The 18,799-nt window shown below is 54.8% G+C and carries 12 protein-coding genes; 5 read left to right on the plus strand and 7 right to left on the minus strand.

What is annotated here, in order from left to right:
* Window positions 1–106: 106 nt before the first annotated feature.
* The 5 genes from K239x_RS19810 (at window position 107) to K239x_RS19830 (ending at window position 8,335) form a co-directional block, all read left to right on the plus strand.
* Window positions 107–982: a hypothetical protein gene (locus K239x_RS19810; RefSeq protein ID WP_145419909.1), complete on the plus strand. Its 876-nt coding sequence runs from the start codon at window positions 107–109 to the stop codon at window positions 980–982.
* Between the two features lie 421 nt (window positions 983–1,403).
* Entirely contained in the window at window positions 1,404–2,990 is a 1,587-nt protein-coding gene (locus tag K239x_RS19815) for a hypothetical protein (protein WP_419189188.1), read from the plus strand.
* A 181-nt stretch (window positions 2,991–3,171) separates the two neighbouring features.
* Window positions 3,172–6,549: a PVC-type heme-binding CxxCH protein gene (locus K239x_RS19820; RefSeq protein ID WP_419189189.1), complete on the plus strand. Its 3,378-nt coding sequence runs from the start codon at window positions 3,172–3,174 to the stop codon at window positions 6,547–6,549.
* A 265-nt stretch (window positions 6,550–6,814) separates the two neighbouring features.
* The gene (locus K239x_RS19825) at window positions 6,815–7,747 is read left to right on the plus strand and encodes a sugar phosphate isomerase/epimerase family protein (RefSeq protein WP_145419911.1); all 933 of its coding nucleotides are present in this window, start codon (window positions 6,815–6,817) and stop codon (window positions 7,745–7,747) included.
* Window positions 7,748–7,774: 27 nt separating this feature from the next.
* Window positions 7,775–8,335 carry a DJ-1/PfpI family protein gene (locus K239x_RS19830; protein ID WP_145419913.1) on the plus strand — a complete coding sequence of 187 codons (561 nt, stop codon included), beginning with the start codon at window positions 7,775–7,777 and terminating at the stop codon, window positions 8,333–8,335.
* Between the two features lie 7 nt (window positions 8,336–8,342).
* Here the strand turns inward: K239x_RS19830 and K239x_RS19835 are convergent, their stop codons facing one another.
* The 7 genes from K239x_RS19835 to K239x_RS19865 all read right to left on the minus strand — a co-directional run bounded on the left by K239x_RS19835 (window position 8,343) and on the right by K239x_RS19865 (window position 18,791).
* Window positions 8,343–11,054, minus strand: coding sequence for an arsenate reductase (azurin) large subunit (locus tag K239x_RS19835; protein ID WP_145419915.1), 2,712 nt, complete (start codon window positions 11,052–11,054; stop codon window positions 8,343–8,345).
* Window positions 11,054–11,614, minus strand: coding sequence for an arsenate reductase (azurin) small subunit (locus K239x_RS19840; protein ID WP_145419917.1), 561 nt, complete (start codon window positions 11,612–11,614; stop codon window positions 11,054–11,056). The genes K239x_RS19835 and K239x_RS19840 overlap by 1 nt, the downstream gene beginning before the upstream one ends.
* 137 nt (window positions 11,615–11,751) lie before the next feature.
* A complete protein-coding gene (locus tag K239x_RS19845) occupies window positions 11,752–12,990 on the minus strand; it encodes a cytochrome-c peroxidase (RefSeq protein ID WP_419189190.1) in 1,239 nt (412 codons plus the stop codon).
* A gap of 1 nt (window position 12,991) precedes the next feature.
* Window positions 12,992–14,089 carry a cytochrome-c peroxidase gene (locus K239x_RS19850; RefSeq protein WP_145419922.1) on the minus strand — a complete coding sequence of 366 codons (1,098 nt, stop codon included), beginning with the start codon at window positions 14,087–14,089 and terminating at the stop codon, window positions 12,992–12,994.
* Window positions 14,086–14,907 (minus strand): carboxypeptidase regulatory-like domain-containing protein, encoded by an 822-nt coding sequence (locus K239x_RS19855; RefSeq protein WP_145419924.1) that lies wholly within the window; start codon window positions 14,905–14,907, stop codon window positions 14,086–14,088. The genes K239x_RS19850 and K239x_RS19855 overlap by 4 nt, the downstream gene beginning before the upstream one ends.
* 101 nt (window positions 14,908–15,008) lie before the next feature.
* On the minus strand, window positions 15,009–15,962 hold the full coding sequence (locus tag K239x_RS19860) for a sugar phosphate isomerase/epimerase family protein (protein WP_145419926.1): 954 nt from the start codon (window positions 15,960–15,962) through the stop codon (window positions 15,009–15,011).
* 63 nt (window positions 15,963–16,025) lie between these two features.
* Window positions 16,026–18,791, minus strand: coding sequence for a c-type cytochrome domain-containing protein (locus tag K239x_RS19865; protein ID WP_145419928.1), 2,766 nt, complete (start codon window positions 18,789–18,791; stop codon window positions 16,026–16,028).
* Window positions 18,792–18,799: the final 8 nt, after the last annotated feature.

The raw sequence follows: 18,799 nt of genomic DNA on the forward strand, positions 1-18,799 counted from the left end.
TGCCGACTGAACCGGTTCTTCTGGTTTCGTCGGCTCATCCGGATCGATAAGCATTTCGTCTCCCGCCAGTGCGCTGGCTTTGTTGCTGATCGATTGGGTCCGTCCAGTGTCTGTGCGTTATCAAACTGTTTTGCGAATCGCATTCTTGGTTGCCATCTTGGTAGTCGAAACCTATGCCACGGCTCAATCACCTTTCACCCAGTCACGTCCTAGCCAAGCTCCACCATCAAGTCGACGCGGCCAAGCGGGGAACAGCCCGTCATCGGAATTCGACGTGTCCGACTACTTTGGTGGAAACCAAAAAGACTCTTTGGCGGACCTGCTGCGAGACGATCGCGATGCCGACGCCGGCCAACGCAATGCGCAGCCCCAATCACCTCGGCGAAGCGACAATGTTGGCGAATTGGCTGACGATGAACCCACCTACAATTTGCTCGACGACGATTCAGAGTTCGAAGAAGAGGACGAGCAAGACGAATTGCTGAAGGCCGCGCAGAATCGAACAAGAGCGTTGGCGGGCCACTTAAACAGGCTTCAAAAACCACTCGGCGAAATCCGACTGGTCAACTTGGAATCGGCCTCAACCGTCAAGCCGGTCAACCAAGCCAAGCAGTTGACGCAGCACCTCCCCGCGCAGTGGGTCACAGCATCCGGCGCATCCCCCCGACTTGCAAATCGCTATCCAGTCGGCTTCTGCCATCGGCCGCTGTACTTCCAGGAGTTGGACCTGGAACGCTGTGGTGAACATTTCGGTTGTCTCCAGAACCTTCATTCCGCAGCTCACTTTTTGATTGGCACTGCGATCGTTCCCTATCGAATGGCGACGCAGTGTCCCGACCACTTGGTGCGCGGCCGCGGAGACTGCCGAACAGGACATACGATCGGCCACCGCATTGAGCCGCTTTCTCGCGGCAACCTGCAGGGTCGCGGAGTGGTCGCCGAGGCAGCAGCGATTGCTGGGTTCACATTCTTACTTCTCTAAGCCGCCCAGGCTTGCTTCTCTAAGCCGCGCAGGATTGCTTCTCTAAGCCGCGCAGGATTGCTCCAAGGCGCTTGAGCTAGCCTCCAATCGAGTCCGCTCGCAATTTGGAAGCGCGAAACGATGTCGGACTGTACGGATTGACCAAACTGTCCGGCGTGGCGAAAAGGCAACGAATGTGGTGTCAAATAAGCAACGCAGGCAATCTGGCGAGTTTTAACGGTCTGCTAGCACTCAAAACGCGGCTTTTTGAAGGGTTTTCGCTACAAAAACCTCAAGTCCTGCGTACCCTTGAATAGAGTGCACCGCGATAGCGCTGCGCACTTTTGTTGGAACATTAGGCTTCCAGCACGAACAAGGGTGGTCGCCACGGATCGAGCAGCACCACCTGCTTAACAATACTGTTCTGCGAGCTTGGAAAGATATGATTCGCCGACTTAAGAATGTCACGCTTTGCACTCTGACCACTTTGATTGCGTCGCCAATCGCGATGGCTCAGGATGATGCCTGCTGCTTCCAACCGACGTACCGCCTGCAAAGCGAAACCGTGATGCAGCCGCAAACGGTGCAGAAATTTCGTTTGGCTTACGAGACCGAGTACGTTGACGAACAAGTCACCAGCTACCGTCCCGTCGTGAAGACTCGTACGGAAGAAAAGGTCTATCAAGTCGCCAAACCGATCACGGAAACCAGCTACCGCGAAGAACGCTTCACGGTTTGGAAACCCGTTGTTGAAACCAACTACCGCGAAGAGTCCGTTCAGCGGACTCGCTATGTCGCCGAGAACAGGGAACGCGAAGAACAGTACACAACGCTGAAGCCCGTCGTTGAAACTCAGTACTATCAACAGCGTTACGCAGTGCAGCGTCCGGTGACAGAAACAAGTTTCTATGACCGCCAGTACGCCGTCCAGCGTCCCGTCACCGAAACACAACTACGCACCCAGGCGTACACGGCATACCGCCCTATGACGACCTACCAAAGTCGCATGTATGACGCTGGTAGTTACGTCCCCCAACAAACGATTATTCCTGGCCAGACGGGATACGCACGAAGCTGGGCACGCGATGCCAACGCAACTCCGGGACCTCTCGGAATTCTCGGTTATTATCCGCGCCGACCTGTCCTGATGCCTTACCAGACTCCGGCTCAGGTTCAGACGTCGTACGCGTACCGCCCCAACTACATCCAGCAGCAAGTTGCCCAGACACAGTACGTGCCGGAGACTCAGCAAGTCCAAGTGCCAGTCCAAGTCCAACGGATGCAAACGGAGTACATGACTGAGCGAGTGCCCGTCCAGCGGACACGAATGGAAACGAATTACATGACGCAGAATGTTCCCGTCCAAACGACGCGAATGATTCCAACGACAGAAGTTCGCAAGATTCCTTATGTCGTGCAGCGCCCCGTAACCGAAACACTGACTCGCAAAGTTCCTGTAACACGCCAGCGTTGGGTCCAAGAAGAACAGGTTCGCAAGGTGCCCGTTCAGTCGACTCGCATGACTTACGAAACTCGCAAAGAGTCGGTTCCCGTCCAGTACATCGAACACGAAGCCATCACGCGAACCGTTCGACGCCCAGTGACTCGACAGAAATACGAACCGTACTACGAAACATTGATGGTTCCCAAGCAAGTCGTTCAGCGTGTACCACTGAACTACTTTGATCCGTATGCCGCTGCCATTCGCACAGGTTACTCGTCGTACTCGGCCCCCATGATCGCGTCCAGCTACTCCAGTAGTTCGGTCGTCGTCCAACCCGAAGACTTGGGAAGCACCATCTTGGAAGGGCCTTCGGTCTATGACGACACGCCCAAGACCAGCATGTTCAAAGTCGAAATTGGTGAGCCTGAGCCGCCCAAATCTTCCATCGAAGATTCGGAACCTGAGGAACTGGAGCTTCAGTCCGCTGATCCTTCGGACAGCGACACGGTCGAGCAACCAGAACTCGACGCGACCGAGGCTGCCTTCCGCATCAAATGGATGCCTCGCTTGGCTCGCCGCACCTAGGTCTTTTCCCCGGCCTCAGAACGATCATCAAACGGGCTTCGCTCCTTCAGCGAAGCCCGTTTTTTTCGTTTTCGTAGGTGCCTGGTCGCCGGCTTCATGACTGATCCCCGGCACGGTTGAGTACAGTATGACCAACGCTTTCGGTCCCCCTTTCTCTCCGCCAGACCCTCCACGTTTGATTATGTTGCGATCTTTTGCGGGCTTGCTCACCCTGGTCATTTTGGTTTCGATTCCCGGCATCGCGATCGGCCAAGATCACGGTAAGCGCAAACCGTTGGTCGTCGATGTTCAGCAGCGCCCAAAGAGCGACTTCCCAACCTTGGAATTCCAGCGTTGGTCCGGCAAAATCAATGTACCTGACCCCGTCGCTCTCAGCGTCGACAATCGCGGCGTCGTTTACGTCACTCAAACGCGTCGCCGCAAGATTCAAGACTTGGACATCCGAGCCAACCAAGACTGGATTCCCGACGATGTGGGAATGCAAAGCGTCACACAAAAGCGATCGTTCTACCGCGAACAACTCGCGATCGATGGCAAAGATCCCAAACGATCCGAACGAGTCGCGGACTGGAACAAAGACGGCAAGCACGATTGGCGTGACCTAACCGTCGTCAGCGAAGCGATCTACCGTCTTGTTGACAACAACGATGATGGAACCGCCGACCAGATCACGACATTCGCCGAAGACTTTAAAACCGAAGTCACAGGCATTGCCGCGGGCGTGCTGGCATACCAAGGCGATGTCTACAGCACGATTGCACCCGACGTTTGGAAACTACGAGACCACGACCAAGACGGAGTGGCCGATTCACGCAGCGTGCTCGCCACCGGGTTTGGACTGCACATTGCTTACGGCGGTCACGACATGCACGGATTGACGGTCGGCCCCGACGGAAAAATCTATTGGTCGATCGGCGACAAGGGGATCAACGTTCAATCCGCGGAAGGAAAAACGTTTAAGTATTCCAATCAAGGCGGCGTGATGCGTTGCAATCCCGACGGCAGCGATTTTGAAGTGTTCGCGCACGGGCTTCGCAATGTCCAAGAGTTCGCTTTTGATCAGTACGGAAACCTCTTTGGCGTCGACAATGATTCCGATCAACCAGGCGAACACGAGCGTTTTGTCTGCATCATCGATTCCATGGATGCAGGCTGGCGATGCAACTACCAGTATCGTGGCGACAGCTACAACCCGTGGACGGTAGAGAAACTCTGGGAAACGGCCGGAGACGAACACCCCGCATACATCGTTCCGCCCATCCGCTACTACGTCGACGGGCCAGCTGGTTTTAAATTTAATCCTGGCACCGCGCTCACACCGGAGTATCGCGACTTTTTCTTCATGACCAACGCGCCGGCTGGTTTTCAGTATGCGTTTCGCGTCCAGCCTGACGGCGATTCCTTCAAGATGACCGATTCGCACCAATTTGGATCGGGCGACGCGATTGTCGGTCTTGCGTTTGGACCTGACGGTGGGCTCTACGGTGCCGACTGGGACGGCGGCTATCCGTTGGACGAAAAAGGCGCCGTCATCCGCATCGATGTTCCCGCCAAGCAGATTTCGCCGGAGCACAAAGTACTTCGCCAAGAAGTCGCGACGCTCCTGCGAACAGGATTTACAGGGCACAGCGTTGACGAACTCAAACTGTTTCTGCCTCACGCTGATCGCCGTATCCGTTTGGGGGCTCAGTTTGAACTGGTCAACCGAGAGCAAGCAACTGTTCTCGCAGATAATCTCGCGGACGCATCAGCCGACCAACTGGCTCGATTGCACTGTGTGTGGGGACTGGGACAGCTGGCCCGCAGTGGTGACGAACTGGCACTTCAGGCACTGCAGCAAAATCTCTCCGAGCAAGATCCGATCGTTCTTGCCCAAATTGCAAAAACAGTCGGCGAGATCCCCGCGGCCGATTCGTTGGGCCTGATCGACGCATTGTCTCACCCAAACCTGCACGTTCGCGTCAATGTGGGACTGGCGATCGCCCGTCACCCTGCTGCAAGCTTCATTCCCGCCCTGTTGCAGCAGGCAGAAAAGCTGCAGCCAAACCAACACTCCCTGCGTCATTCAATTGTGCGTGCGCTTGCCGCATCGGCGACGTCCGATCGACTTGCCGAACAGTCTGGCAACCAATCAGTGATGGTAAAAATGGTCTGCGTGCTTGCCTTGCGTCAGCAAGCAAGTCCTCTGGTGGCAAAGTACCTGGGTGACGAATCGGCATGGATCGTCGCCGAAGCCGCGCGAGCGATCCATGACGACGATTCGATTGCCAATGCACTGCCCGAATTGGCGGCTGCGTTGTTCGGCCCCCATCAGCAAAACCCCGCCATCATGCGGCGCGCAATCAACGCAAATTTGCGGCTCGGAACCGCCGCCCACTCAGACAACCTGCTGACCTACATGGCCTCCCAGAGTCCCCCAACCGATCTGCTGGTCGAAGCCTGCGAATCGATTGGAATCTGGAACGAGCCGCACGTGCTGGATCGTGTCGAAGGAGTCTATCGCGATCTAACGCAAACCAAACGCGAGCCATTAAACAAGCGTGCCGCAGCCACACTGACCGCGCTGGTAACAACAGCAGCGACGCCCGTGAAGATCGCTGCCGTGATCGCGGCAAGGCAACAAGGCATTCAACTGGGAACCGAAGCATTAACGACGTTGCTGCAAGCCGAAGAAGCTCCTGCACAACTGCGAATCGAAGCCATGAACACCTTGGCCGAAACAAAATCGCCGGAAGTGAAAAAACTTTTGATTGAGTACACCTCAAGTGCTTCAAAACCATTGGCGGCACGAGCGATTGGCCTGCTGGCTGAAACATACCCTGCCGACGCCACAAAAGTTCTTCAGGGCCTTCTTGAGCAATCCAAGAGCATAACGATCCAACAAGCGTCGCTGTCTGCACTGACGTCCATCGGCAATGCAAAAGCCGATCAAGCCCTAGCCAAGTTTGGCAGTAACGTTTTCGCCAAAGACGATTCGTTTGCGATGCTTGAGATTGCACAAGCCGTCGCAACCCGCGCACAGCAGTCCAGCGAGCTATCGCGTCTTCAAAGGGTGGTGAACCAAAAACAGCTTGATCAAACAGCCAAATTCAAACTCGGAAACGCTCCCGGCGCATCGAAATTTGCATTCTCGCTTTCGGGAGGTGACAAACAGAACGGCGAGAAGATATTCAAAACTCATCTGCAAGCTCAGTGCAGTCGCTGCCATCGAATTGGAAAAAGCGGCAGCAACATTGGCCCCGAATTAACCAAGATCGCTAAGCAACGCGACACTGTTCATCTGCTGCGTGCGATCGTCAATCCGAGCGCTGACATTGACCCCAAGTACTTCACGCAAGCCATTCTGATGGACTCAGGTAAAATCATCCGCGGCGTGATCAAACACGAAGGCGACGAGACAACAATCGTCATCGGAAGCGACGGGAAGGAGAACGAGATTGCGTCCGAGGAAATCGAAGACATTTCCAGTCAAAAAATCTCGCTGATGCCTGACATGACCGAGACGCTGACCGCTAATGAAGTGCGGGATTTGGTCGCCTACTTGAGTTCGCTCAGGTAGGAGCGGCGACAGCGTGGTATGATGAGCGGCCCCTCCTAAGTCCCACCTTTCAAATCGTTTGCATAAATCCTCGCTCGATTCGTTCGGCGTCACTTTTGTATTTCACCCCAGCGATTCAGGGCTTCGGCCCCGGGGGCAGACAACCGCCGTGCCCCTCGACGTCTCTGCGACCAATCCTTCGCTATCCAATCTCCCCATCTGCAGCGGCACGGATTCGAAACGGTTTGACCGATGATTCAACGATCTTTTTAGGCCACGAAATACCATGCAGCTAAATCGTCGACACTTTACTCAGGCAACCGCTGCGTCACTTGCCGCAGCATCATTGGGTACCGCACCACTGGCCAGCAAATCCCTTGCACAAGCAGCCAGCGAATCCAACTTCAAGCCTCGCTACTTGCTTGGTTCGTGTCTGTATGGCTACCTGCCAATCGCAGCCATCTTGCCGGAAGTCGCCAAAACCGGCGCCAAGGCCATCGACATCTGGCCGATGAAACACGGCAATCAACGCGAACAGCTGGACAAAATGGGCGAAGCAGCTTTCACTGAATTGCTCGAAAAGCAAAACGTTCGCCTCGGCTGCATCACTCAATACCACCTCGGTTGCTTTGGACTCAAAGACGAATTCAAACTTGCGTCACGCATGAACTGCCAAACCATCGTGACGGGAGCAGCCGGCCCACGGGGACTGAAGGGGCAGGAACTGAAACGAGCCGTCGCGGACTTCGTCGAAAAGATGAAGCCACACATCGAAGCCGCGGAGGAAAGTACCGTCACAATCGCCATCGAAAACCATGGCAACAACTTGATCGAATCACCGGATTCGTTGCGCTGGTTGGCCGATCTTTCGCCAAGCCCGCATTTGGCAATCGCCTTGGCACCTTATCACTTGCCGCAAGATCCCGACTTGATCGCTAATTTGATTCGCGACTTGGAGCACAACATTTCTGTTTTCTACGGCTGGCAGCACGGCAATGGATGCATGCAAGCTCAACCAAAGGAAACCGAACTACTGCAAATGCCCGGACGCGGCGATCTAGACTTTGGTCCAATCGTTCAAGCTCTGGCTGACATTCGCTACCAAGGTTGGACGGAAATCTTCATGCATCCGTTCCCAAGAGGCATCCCTATCCTGGAAACCGCTGGGCAAGTCACTAGCGAAATCAACCGAGCACGAACCTACCTCGAAAATCTCTAAACCACACCCTCATTTTTCAATCGACCTATGCAGAAAGTTCTGATCGTCATCGGTGATGCCACCGAGCTACTTGACACGATGTACCCGTACTACCGATTGCAAGAAGCCGGTTTTCAGCCGGTTGTTACCGCGCCCGAAAAACGCAAGTATCAATTAGTGCTGCACGAAGTGAAGCCGGGATGGACGATCACCAAAGAATGGGAAGGCTACACGCTGGACTGCGACGTACCGTTTAGCGAAGTCAAAGAAGACGACTACGCCGGCATCATGTACTCTGGCGGCCGTGCCCCGGAATACATCCGGTACGACGAAAACCTTGTGCGAATCACCAAGCACTTCTTCGCCGAAAACAAACCAATCGCGTCGGTATGTCACGGAGTCGAAATCCCGGCTTACGCTGACTGTGTTCGCGGACGCAAAATGGCGACGGTTGCTAAATGCAAGTTCGACCTGGAAGTTTGCGGCGGAACATTTGTCGATGAACCCTGCGTGATCGATGGCAATTTATTCAGCGGCCGAACGTTTCACGACAACGGCTACTACGTCGGTCCTTGGATCGAAGCGTTAACCAATGCACGAGACGCGTAATCGATTGCTACGGCAGGGCTGTACGCGAAGCGAATGTCAAACGCTCGAACTCGGACTTGTACGGCGATTCACCGGTCTTCCTAATTTTTCCCTTGCCTAATTTGAACCGATAACGATTTGTAATCGGATCCGGCACGCGGTGCACCAAGCTGTTCGCTGGTGATCCCGGTATCAAGGCGTTGGTCCACATGACGCCCTGACGAACGGCATCGGTGACGATCGCGACGGCTTTCATCTCGCCCTTGCCGATACGAATGTGACCGTTTTTTTCCAGGCTTGTAAAACTGGCCTCGTCGCTGTGTACCGCGACGAAACCACTGGTCTGGATCAAGACGTCATCGTTGGTCACCAAGACTTCGTCACCCGATTCGATCCCAAACCGCTTGGCATCGTCAGGATGAATTTCGATGCACTGTTCAGGCCAACGTTGCTTGATGTAGTCGCGACGCGAATCATCGAACATGGTTTGCCAAATTTCGTTGATCCGTCCGCAGGTCACCCACAATTCGTCACCAGTCGGTTTGATGCGATCGTAGAAATCGCCGAACAGATCCCACGGTGTTTTGTGCAAAACAGCTTTACCGCTATGCGAACCAAACGCTGACATCCACTTCATGTGCAGCGTCGGCCCCTCGGGAACTCCCATGTCCATTTCGGGATCGTGCAGCCGTTTGGTACCGACGATCGCGCCAACAACATTGGGATCATCGTAGTGACCGGCGTAGTCTTTGTACTCGTCCGATTCCGTCAATGCTTCGCGGTAACGCACTGGCGTTTGAATGCCATGAGTGCCCATCTCTTTCAAAAGTTCGTGGCCTCGTTTGCCGCACTTCTGGGCGTAGTAGACCAGCGGATGATAATTCAGCACGCCTTTGCGACCAAACCGAGCGGCCTGTTCAAACACGTCGTTGCTGTCTTTCCAGTCGTAGTCTTTGAAGCCCATTTTTTTTGCGAACTGAGCAATGATCCACCAATCCGGTTTGGCTTCGCCTGGGGCATCACAAAATTTACTGTACAACCTCAGTCGCCGTTCACCGTTGCAGCGAGTGAAGTCTTCTTCGCCCCAAGTCGCAGCGGGCAACACGATGTCGGCAAAATCGGTTCCCATCGGGCCGCGCATGTAGATGTCCTGATGGACAACGAACATTCCCCCATCGTCGACACGTTTCTTCAGCACATCGACCGCATGATCCACATCCGCCTTGGCGATCTGGTGCTCACTCTCGAATGTCATTGCCTTGAAGCTGTTCATCAGCTCTTTGCTAGCCGCCATCGCCTGACACCAAGTCGTGCCGATGACCCAAGCAAACCTTAGTTTTCCGGCTTCGACCCAGCGATCCAGATCAATTTCTTTCTTGCGACGACCGGGACCTTTTTCAGGCGAATAGATTCTTGGGTAACTGGCCGCTCCCATCCATCCGCGCTGGTGGCCGCCAAGACGTGACACCACTCGGCCTTCACGATTGCCTGCCCCACAGATCGCCGCCAAAGCTGCGTACGACGCTGTGTTCAGGTAATTGTTACTCCAGTAGTTGCCTTTCTCCAAAGCAAACGAAGTCTTGGGGTGCTGGCCGTCGATCGGTTTGGCGATCATTTCGGCCGCTTTGCGAATCAGGTCCGCATCGATACCAGTGATCTCGGCCGCGCGATCCAGCTCTCCCATCTCCTGCGACAGGATCCACTCCTTGTACTGTTCAAACGACGCACCCAATTTTCCCCAAGTCGTTCGCCATTGCCACGGTGTGTTGCGAGTACCGCGACCAAAACCGCTATCGATCTCCCAGCGACTGGCGACGAACTTCTCGATGAACTCTTGATCTTGCCAACCGTTTTCCACGATGATTCGCGCGAGAGCCAAATGCAAAACCGTGTCGGTCCCGGGAATGATCGGCAAAAACAGGCCGCCATTTTTCTCTGCCCACGCCGCACCGGTGGTTTTCCGCGGCATCACCATGATGATCTTCTTGTCCCCCTTCATCATCCAATCGGTGAACACAACGGTCTTGGATTCGTACGGGTCGCTACCGGAGATGAAGAGCACCTCCGCTTTTCCCCAATCGTCGTAAGACGCGCTAAACGGGTTGAATCCCGCATCGTCGATTCCGGCCGTGTCGTTGCCCGGACCAGGTTTGTCATGCGGCGCGTAGGCCGGTGTCTTGATCGATTCAAAAGCCAACTTGGAAATCGCGTACGTGTTTTCAAAATACTGATACGAAAACGTTTTCATCCCCCATGCATTCACGCCATGCTTGTCGATGATGTACTGACTGACTTGGGCCATCACATCGATCGCCATCTCCCAAGAAACAGGTTTCAGTTCGCCACCAATTCGCATCATCGGCGTTTTCAATCGATCCGCCGTAGTGCCGTCCGGCGAATAGACTTTCTTTGACAAACAACCACCGCGGACCGAGTGATTTCCGTTCTTGTTGACGACTTTCAAATCCGTATCGGCCACGATCGCGACGTGGTGCTTTCGCCCATCAACCATGCACTCACTATGTGCGTTGGGACTAAGCCACTGCCCCGACAATTCTTGAACCGGGAAATCTGCCCCCAGGGCATTTTCTTTTGCAGTGGGCCCGCCCTGAGTCCCTTCGGGCCACGTGTACACTTTGTATCCGCACCCGACCACACAGTAGTCGCAGACGGTCGTGTGAACGTTCGCGTCGGCCGGAGGCAACGGGACGGCAGTGGGTGACTTGGGTTTATCGGCCATCAATTGTTCTCGGCGGTTGGGTTTTGGTGATAGCCATAGAAAAGTCCGACGATACCTGTGGCAAAGATTTCGTCGCCGTCGAGTTCCAAGATGATTTGCGGCAATCGCTCGGTGGCATGACCAGCCACCATGATGCCATGTCGTGTCAGATCAAACGTGGTCAGGTGCTCTCCGCAGCCCACCAGTTTGTGTTCAGCGATGTAGCCTTGGGAAAGGTCGCCTCCCATGTGTGTGCAGCGAGCGCTAAATGCAACGACGTCGGCGTCGGGGCCGACGCCACCACCAGCTTCGGTTCCCAATTTGTACAGAATGCAATTCGTATGCAGCGCCCTGGACGGATAGTTGAATTCAATCGGCACATCCTTGGTCAGATCCGACAGTTTGGCGATCCGCTGACGCGACAGTTCAACAACGGGAACCTCGGTGCCGGCATCTTGTGCCGATACACGACCAGGAAAGACATCGGCTAACAGCATCATGGTGACCGAAGCCGCCGTGGTCTGAAGAAACCCACGCCGTTTGACGCAATCCGAACTGCAAGATTGATTGGATGATTTCATGTCAATTGGTTTGTAAATGGAGGGCCAAGCAAAAACGGGCAGGGCTCTGTTCCGAACGGATCGCGCGTGTCGCCAGGACGATCGATCGCTTCGAACCGTTTCCGCCGGAAGTCGCACTTCCTGAAGATCTGCGACAACTAAGACGCTTCGTACTTGGGCAATTCCGGAGGCGTGATGCGGATTTCATCGCCGCTCATAGCTTCCAAGAATTCCAACAAGTCCCACTTCTCGTCTTCGGTCAATCCAAGCGGCTCTAGCAACGGACTTTTGTCTTTGGCATCGCCGCCGCCTGCATCATAAAAGTCGATCACTTCTTCGAGCGTTTCGAACACGCCGTTGTGCATGTAAGGCGCCGTGTACGCTGCGTAACGCAACGGAGGCGTGCGGAATTTTCCGATGTCGGCCTCACGTTTGGTCGTATAGTACAAACCCATGTCCGTATTGGCCGAACGATAGACGCTCTCTGGGACGCCCCGGATGTAGTGCTGATACCGTAGCGATATTTGACGAAGCGGGTCCTTGGTAAACAGTGGGTTCTCCGGAAGTCCCAGATTGTGAAACTTCTCGTCCGTCGTCAACGCACCGTTGTGGCACTTGATACAGCCGGCCTTTCCCTCGAACAAAACTTTGCCTCGCAACGCCTCTTCGCTGAGTGCCGATTCGTCGCCTGCCAAATATTGATCCAGCGGACTGTCACGCGAATCCATCGCGACACGTTCAAACGTCGCAATCGCTTTGAGCACATGATCGTACAGCGGACGGTCGCCACCGAACGCTTCATGAAACCGCTGGACATACTCGGGGATCTGAGCCAACCTTTCTTCGATCATCACGGGATCGCCGTTGCCGGCCAAGTTCCCCGTGATGGCACTGTTCGCCTGCGACTCCAGGCTAGGCGTTTCACCAGCCCAAAATAGCTTCGCCAGATACGCTGTGTTGATCGTCGTCTGGGAATTGCGCCAATGCTGCGTCCCGGCATAACCGCGTGAAAGGGCATTGCCATCGCCCCAACCCAATCGCGGGTCGTGGCATGAAGCGCAACTGGTTCCGACGTCACCCGACAACCGGTCGTCCCAGAACAGCAGCTTTCCCAACTCAGTCTTGGCATCCGAAATCGGATTGTCACCCGGCACGGGTAACTCGGGCAAAGGAGCTAGCGGCGGAAACTTGCCGACCAGTGTTACTGCGGATTGCTTCGCCGGTTGACGGTCCGCTCGGTTGTTCTCTCCGACGACATCCACGTCTTGCCCAACATTGCCCGGGGCGTCCGTGACAGAGGTATCGGCGGGAGCCGTCCTGGATGCCTCGGGGGCAGGTTTTCCGCAGCCGACGACTGAAGAGACGAAAACGCACAGAAGAAAAAGAGATCGATTCATCTTAGAATTGCCCCAGTTCGCGGAGTTCGTAGGGAGGCAACTTAGGTGGCGTGACATCGACGGGGTCGCTGACGAGCCCCATTAGAAATTCGACGAGATCTGACTTTTCGTCCACCGTTAGCTTCAACGATTTCATCGAACGAGACTTCGCGTCGGTTACCCCGCCGCCTGCGTTATAAAAATCGACTACTTCTTCCAACGTTTTCAATTGACCATTGTGCATGTACGGCGCGGTCCGACTAACTTCTCTTAGCGACGGCGTGCGGAACGCTGCGGTATCGGACTTCTGTTTCGTCACACAACCGTGACCGATATCGATTCTTAACGTCGCACAATCTCCTATTCCGATCGTTCGCATAAACCGACGAAACGTGATGTGTCGCTCTGGGTCGCCGAAAACGTCTTCGTTTTGCGGCACGCCTGTCACGTGAATTTTGTCATCGGTCAAGAAGGGACCATGGTGACAACGAATGCAATCGGCTTTGCCTTGAAACAGTTCCAACCCTCGCTGCGCGGCTTCTGTCAACGCGGACTTATCGCCGTCAAGGTATCGATCAAGGGGCGCAGTGCCGCTGCGCAAACTACTGACATACGCAGCCACCGCGTTCAGGATTTTTCCATACGATGGCTCACCGCCCATCACTTTCTTGAACCCCGCTTCGTACTCGGGGATCTGACGCAGCCGCTCGATGACCAACCGGCCATCGGCTTGCATAAAATGAGCTTCGGCAATGTGGTCGCGAACCAACGATGGCAGATCGTCGCCCGACATGCGGCCATCCCAGTAAAAGTAATTCTGCTCCGATGCGTTGATCAAAGTTGGTGTATTGCGAAAATACTTCGTGCCCGGATAACCTGCAGACAGCGGCAGTCCATCAGTGAACGCTTTGCCGGGATCATGGCAAGTCGCGCAACTGGTCGTCGCATCGCCAGAAAGTCGCCCGTCAAAAAAGAGCGTTTTACCAAGTTCGATGATTGCATCGGGTGACGTGGATTCTGCTTTGGGCAACGGCGCTAAACCCTGCCCCGGCGTGTCGACGGCCACGAAAACAACAGCCAGAGACAAGGCCCAAAAGATCAGCTTGCGGTTCGATCTCATTTGAAGTCAAACTCGTGATCCAGTGTCGCAGCTTTGCCAGCTACTAGCGTCATGCGAGCGTTCTTGCGTCCCAATGAAGCGTGCCAAATATTGATGCGGTACTTTCCCGGTGGGATTCCCGTGATCGAGAAGTTCCCTTTCTCGTCCGAGACCGCATAGAACGGATTCTGCACGGGGTAAATCCAGGCTTCCATCCAACTATGGATATTGCAACCGATTTTGGTCGGTGATTTGCCTTCGACTGGTCGTACGATGGGATCCGGGCCAGCGGGTTGCATCTTATTCCAGTCGCCGGTGTTCACGTTGTGACCGACTGGATCGTCGTTGTAGACTTTGATGTCTTTGCCGTTGGGAATGACCAACAAGTTGGGTCTGAACTGACAATCTTTCTGACGCATCACATACCCATCAGCCGGATCATTGTACGTCCAATTGTCTCCCTCGACGTCTTTGATTTCGATCACCACGTTCGCCACACCGCCTTCGGAACCGGTGATGTCGGCAATCGTGTCGATCGCGCCGCAAGTATCCACGTCTTTGGTGATCGACAATTTTCGTGGACTTGGGATCTGGCCGTTCAAAGTGATCCGCCCCGAAAGATCCGCAGTGGACGAACTTCCCGACTCCGTGTCGGCAGACTGCTTAGAGCTGACCGCCGAGTCCGTGTCGTTTTCGAGAACCCCGTCGGCGTCGCTGGATGACTGACTGCCACCCGCCGAAACCGGGAGCGGACTTTTGGTCGCCTCGTTTTTTGATTCACACCCCCATGAGCTGAGGCAGATGAGTGATAGTAAGACGAGATAACTGCGATAACGCACTGCGACCACTCCTTGGTAGGTAGACAATCAAGCCAAGACAGTGTGTGTGATACCTAGGCCGGATGCAACCGCGAAGGATTCACCAATCCCCCCACCGTTTGCTAAGAAACCAAGTCAAATGCTGACTTCATCGCTTTGGCAGTCGCTGCAGCGGCTTCTTCATTGCCCAACTGATTCAGCGGTCCGTTAAACGGCTCCGCGCGAATCGGACCGTCGTAACCTATTTGAACCAACGCGGACAAAAACGCTTTCAAGTCAATCACGCCGGTCGTCATTGGCAACTCACGTCGTGAATCAATCTGCTGGTCGATTTCCAAACCTTTGGGAGCATCATTCAAATCGCAGGCAACGATGTCGTCATTGGTCAGAGTCAAAATGTCGTCGATGTTTTCGTGTGCAGTGAACCAGTGCCAGCTATCGAGCACAAACCCCATGTTGTCCACTCCCGCTTCGGCGATCAACTCTTTGGTTTCGCGCATCGAATGAACGAAGCTGTGGCGTTTGGAAGCCCAAAGCGTTTTAGGCCCAACATACTCCAGACCAAATCGTTGACCGTGGTCTTTTAAGATCGTCGCACACTCGCGCAATCGTCGTGCGTGTTGCCGGAAGTTTGCGACGTACGTCAGTTCATCGTGGCAAGGCATCAACCAAGTGCCCACGCGTGTCACGCCGGCTTGCTGAAGTGCCTTGGCCATTTTGGGCAAGTTGCCAGCGCCACCTCGAAACGTTGCGTCGTCTTTGCGAAAATCAACCGGCAATCCTGCCGACCCCCACGTGAGATTCTTGTCCTTCATCTGTGCCAGCAAATCAGCCCGCTGGACGCCAGAAAGCTTGGCGAGATAACCAGCATCGGGTGCTACCGATTCAAACCCATTGTCACTGGCCAACTGGATCGCTTGCTTCAAATCAGCTTTGATTCCGACGCTGCTGCCGCGCAAATCCATCGTGAACTTTCGCTTGGCATCCGGTCCAGCGGCGATCGTTTTGTCACCCAACATCGCGGTAGAAGCTGTCAGGGCAGTGCCAATCAGGAGAGTCCGGCGGTTGAGCGACATATAGGGTTCCTCGATGAATTAAAAACAGGCTGTACTTCCGAGCTCGATTGTAACACCATCGCGCTACGGCAACACTTCGACCGTGATGGGATGCGACGTAACGTTGCCATCGACCTTTGCGGTTAAGAAAAACGAACGCTTGCCTGGATCTGCGCTCACATCGGCCGTGAGATAGAACACGCGTTCGTTGGCATTTTTCAACACAATCAAACCATTCAGCCCGATGTTGTCGACATAGACACCAGCGGACGTGTTGCGGCCCGAGAGCTCCTTGCCGAAGCTGACTTCCTTGTCAAAACCTTTCTTGCGATCGATCACCAATCGCGCCGAAGCGGTCTCGCCGCGGCGAACTTGCAGAACCCAGTCTTCGGTGGGTTTTGTGTCGCGATCAGTTGGCATGATCCTTGGAATCACACTTGGATGCTCACCCAACGTCAAGCCGCCGATTTTGCCAACCCTGCGTTCGACCTTCTGACCATTGATCGTTGCCCAAGCGACGACTTCTGGCTCAATTTCGCCATCCCACTTTTCACCGTCCTTGCCAATCCAAAGCGTCCCTGTCGCGTAACGCTGCCCAGGTTCGATCACCAACGGCGTGTTTGCTTTGACCGACGACGGCAAATCGACAACGTCAAAGGTGACCGGTCCGTCGTAACCATCCGTCCGATCGACTCGCACGGTAAACTCGCGTCCGGTTCCTGGACGTAGACTTCCCTTGATAGGGACCACTGTCGGCACAAAGGTCGGCTTGGCCGGGCGAATTGCCAATTGATATCCAAACGCTTCACCACCATCGCCACGCGTGTCGGTGATGCGTGCGGTAAATAACCCATCGCTCGGTGCTGTGAACAGCACTCGACTACCGGTACTAGAGATCCGCATCGGATCATCGTCGTTTTCGTAGTAAATATCAAAAACCGGCAAACCGTTTGCGACAGGTTCTTCGCCGGGAGCCAATGGCTGCACAATGTAGGCTGGTTCGCCCAGGGCGTGCGTCGTGTTCGTCGTTCCAAAATACGTCCATCGATTTCCCTCCCCGGGATAAACATTGAACCCACTATCCGGCCCGCGCGGATGCATCCACAAACGGGTAACTTCCCCATTGGCGTAGAAGTACTGTTTCAGGTTCATCTCCTGCCAATTGAACACCCGAAAGTCGCCCACCTGTTTGCTGTCCTTGCCGCGAAACGTGAAGTACGAATCACGGACCGCTTGGAGCCGAATCTTTAAAACCGGATCTCCGGCCGCATCCAAAATGGTCACGATCGGATCGATCATGCTGTCCTTCGCTCCATCCGCATCGATCGCCCAAACTTCTCCGGCCGACGCTTGCCAAGTAAACCGATCCGATTCGCCCGGCTGACCGATCACTCCATCGATCGTGACGCCGCGGCCCACGTGGACCGTTTCGTCAGACGACATCATTTTGTCGGCAAGCTGCTTTCTTAATTCAGACTCTTTCAGATTTCCCAGGGCACCCAAATCCAGATACAGTGGTTCCACCGCGTCGGCGACGATGGACTTTTCAGCAGTCCCCTGCGGCAGCTCGCGGCGGGCAATTTGTCCATTCATCATCGCGATCAGTGCGACGTTACTCTTCGCATCGATCGTGATGTCGCTTGCGGTATCGGGAAGCGGAGCCAAAACCGCTGCTTGGCTCCAATCGGATGTGCGAATCACCTTCACGTTACCGCCTTGGCTGACGACAAGCAGTGATGTTCCATCGGGTGAAAGATCCATTGCAACAAGCGGCGATTCGTCCACAAATCGCGTCGCGACAATGGGGTTTGTCCGTGGCTTGTCGATCGATCGCAATCGCCAAACACGCAGCCGATTGTCAGCACTTCCTGCGATCACAAATTTACCATCGTTGGTAATGTCGACCGCAAACACTTCGCCTTCGGGTTGCCCCAAGGTGTCCAAACGCTGGCCGCTGGCGACACTCCAAACCTTGACCGTTTCATCGGCGCACCCGCTGACCAACACTTTGCCGTCGGGCGAAAACACCAAGTCAAAAATCGCTCCGTTGTGGCCCTTCAGTTCACGCATCATCTCGCCGGTGTCGCTATCCCAAAGCTTGATCACTCGATCGTAACCCGCCGTGGCGATGATCGATTCATCGGGCGAAAACACTGCTGCGTAGAGCACATCGCGGTGCCCAATCATCTCCGACTGCAACTGACCTGTCCGGGTCGCGTAGACCGTGGCACTACCGTAACTGCCCGTCACTCCCGATCCGATCAGCAGTCGCGAACCATCACGACTGAAAGCCAACGAATTGATTTTGCCGTGTTCAGTTGTGATCGTCGCAACCGGTTTGCCATCAGCATCTTCGATCGCCACTTCCGCATACCGTGCTTCCGCTCGCAACTCTCCGCTGGGCGACGTGGCCACCGCCGTAATCGGCCAATGCCCATCCGCATCGGATGCAATCTTGGGTGTCCGAAGCGTTCGTTTGAAAGGCAGCTTTCCTTCTGGGCCAGCCGCCCCTTGATCGATCCAGGCAGTCAGCAGCGAAACTTCGTCTTCACTGGGCTGCACTTCATCCTCGGGAGGCATTTTGGGATCGACTTTCCCGGCCACCATCAACAGCATGCGACTGCTCTGCGATTCGCCTTGCGTAATTGCGATCCCGGATTCACCGCCACGCATCAACGCCGCATGCGAATCCATCGCAAAGTCGCCTTCGGCATCATCTTGGTTGTGGCAACCGATACAGTACGTCTCCAGAATCGGCAAAACATCTTTGACGTAATCGACCTTGTCGGCGGCCTGCAATGCAGGAACGCTGAGAAGGGACGCAAGCAAGAAAAACAATGGAGTTCGCATGATGTTGT

The organism is Stieleria marina, assembly GCA_007741555.1.
In the GTDB taxonomy this organism is placed as follows: Bacteria; Planctomycetota; Planctomycetia; order Pirellulales; family Pirellulaceae; genus K23-9.